The organism is Modestobacter caceresii, from assembly GCF_000761485.1.
Taxonomy (GTDB): Bacteria; Actinomycetota; Actinomycetes; order Mycobacteriales; family Geodermatophilaceae; genus Modestobacter; species Modestobacter caceresii.
The window spans coordinates 350-2,286 of record NZ_JPMX01000106.1; the positions used below are offsets into that span (position 1 = coordinate 350).

General features: G+C 76.8%; 1 protein-coding gene, 2 pseudogenes and 1 riboswitch. All 3 genes and pseudogenes read left to right on the top strand.

The genetic code is table 11. From position 1 onward, the window contains the following. Positions 1–181 (top strand): annotated as a pseudogene (locus IN07_RS20040) (hypothetical protein); the annotation flags it as partial. A gap of 4 nt (positions 182–185) precedes the next feature. Further along, positions 186–1,160 carry a quinone oxidoreductase family protein gene (locus IN07_RS20045; RefSeq protein WP_052091552.1) on the top strand — a complete coding sequence of 325 codons (975 nt, stop codon included), beginning with the start codon at positions 186–188 and terminating at the stop codon, positions 1,158–1,160. 157 nt (positions 1,161–1,317) lie between these two features. Then, positions 1,318–1,469, top strand: a riboswitch (cyclic di-AMP (ydaO/yuaA leader). A 21-nt stretch (positions 1,470–1,490) separates the two neighbouring features. Continuing rightward, positions 1,491–1,937 (top strand): annotated as a pseudogene (locus IN07_RS20050) (hypothetical protein); the annotation flags it as partial.

Here is a 1,937-nt window from a genome sequence, read left to right on the forward strand (position 1 = left end):
ACGGCGAGCGCTGGCCGAGCACGACCACGTCGGGCTGTTCCAGATGGGCGCGCACCCGTTCCTGACGCTCACCCTGTTCATCGCGCTGTTCGAGCGCGACCACGGGCCGATGGAGTACCAGCGTGCCTACGGGAAGGCGATGGAGCACATCTCCATGCCCTACCCCGACATCGCGACCTGAGCCGGTGCGCGCCGCCGTCCTGACCCGGCCGGGCGAGCCGCCCGCCCTGGCGGACCACCCGGACCCGGTGCCCGGCGAGGGCCGGACCCTGGTCCGGGTGACCGCCGCCCCGGTCGTGCCGCTGGACCTGCTCTGCGCCTCCGGGACGTCGTACTTCGGCCGTCCGGCCGTGCCCTACGTCCCAGGCGTGCAGGGGGTGGGGGTCGTGGTGTCGTCGGCGGTGCTGACGCCCGGCACCCGGGTCTGGTTCGCCACCTCGGCGGGGATGAGCCCGGGCGACGGCAGCCTGGGCGAGCTCTGCGCCGTGCCGGACGCCGACGTCGTCCCGCTCGCCGGGGACCTGCCCGACCCGGTCGTGGCCGCGCTGGGCCTGTCGGCGGTCGCCGGCTGGATGGCGCTGACCTGGCGCGGCCGGTTGCAGCCGGGGGAGCGGGTGCTGGTGCTCGGTGCCGGGGGTGCGGTCGGTCAGGCCGCGCTGGGCGCCGCTCGCGCGCTGGGGGCCGGGCGGGTGGTCGGGGTCTGCCGCTCGCTGTCCGCAGCCGACCGTGCCCGCCGGGCCGGCGCCGAGGACGTCGTCCTCACCGGGGACGGCGGCGACCTGGCTGCGCGGATCCGGCAGACGGTCGGCTCGGACGTCGACCTCGTCGTCGATCCGGTGTTCGGCGCCGTGGCCGCGGCGGCGTGCTCGGTGCTGGCGCCCGGTGGGCGGCTGGTCAACCTGGGTGGCGCGGCCGGGGACGCCGCCGAGTTCTCCTCCGCCGTGCTGCGCAGCCGGAGCATCGACGTGCTCGGCTACACCAACAACGCGCTCACCGGCGAGCAGCGGGCCGCCGCGCTGACCGCGGTGCTGCGGCATGCCGCGGCCGGGCAGCTCCGGGTGGAGCACGCCGTCCTCCCGCTGGCGCGGGTCGAGGAGGCCTGGGCGGCCACCGCGGCCGGGGGCGGGAGCCGGTCCGTCGTCGAGCTGTCGGTGCGCTGACCGAGCACCGCCGGTGGTGACGGATGGGACGCGTGTGTCCGGAGAGTGACGCGACCACCGTCACCCGATGAAATGCGGGCAACGGATTGTCACGACTACATAACGCCGTTACGTTGGCCGGGTCCAGTCGGTCGCCACGTCCCCACCCGGGGAGCCCGACCGGACGCCGCCGAGTCGCCCTCCGGGGCGAGCCGGGGACCCACCGCACCACTGGGGTGAATCCCGCACCCGGACGACCGTCCGGGCCGGGTAGGGCTGCTTCCCGCCCGAACCCGTCAGCTGACCTGGTAGGCGGCACTCGGAAGACACCTGTACGGAGCACTCCTGCCCATGCGCGCCCGCACCACCACCTCTGCCGCCACCGGCCGACGCCGTCCGCCGGCCGGCATCCGCCGCCCCGGGCTGTACCTGGGCATCGCGGCGGCCGGAGCCGTCCTGGTCAACGTCGTCATCGGCGTCGGCCCAGCGGCCCAGGCCGACCCCGTGGCGTCCCAGCCGGTGAGCGTCGCCGAGCAGCTGGGGCTGGCCGCCGAGTCCGGCGCCGTCGACGGGACCGAGGACCTCCGGCCGCTCGAGGAGCTGGCAGCCAGCCGGGCCACCCGGGAGGCCGAGCAGACCGCCGCCCAGCAGGCCCAGGCCGCGGCCGACCAGGCTGTGCTCGACCAGCAGGCAGCGGAGGCGGAGGCAGCGCGCCTCGCCGCCGAGGCCGCGGCCGCCGCGGAGGCCGAGGCAGCTCGGGTCGCCGCGGAGGCCGCCGCCGCCGAGGCCGAGGCGCAG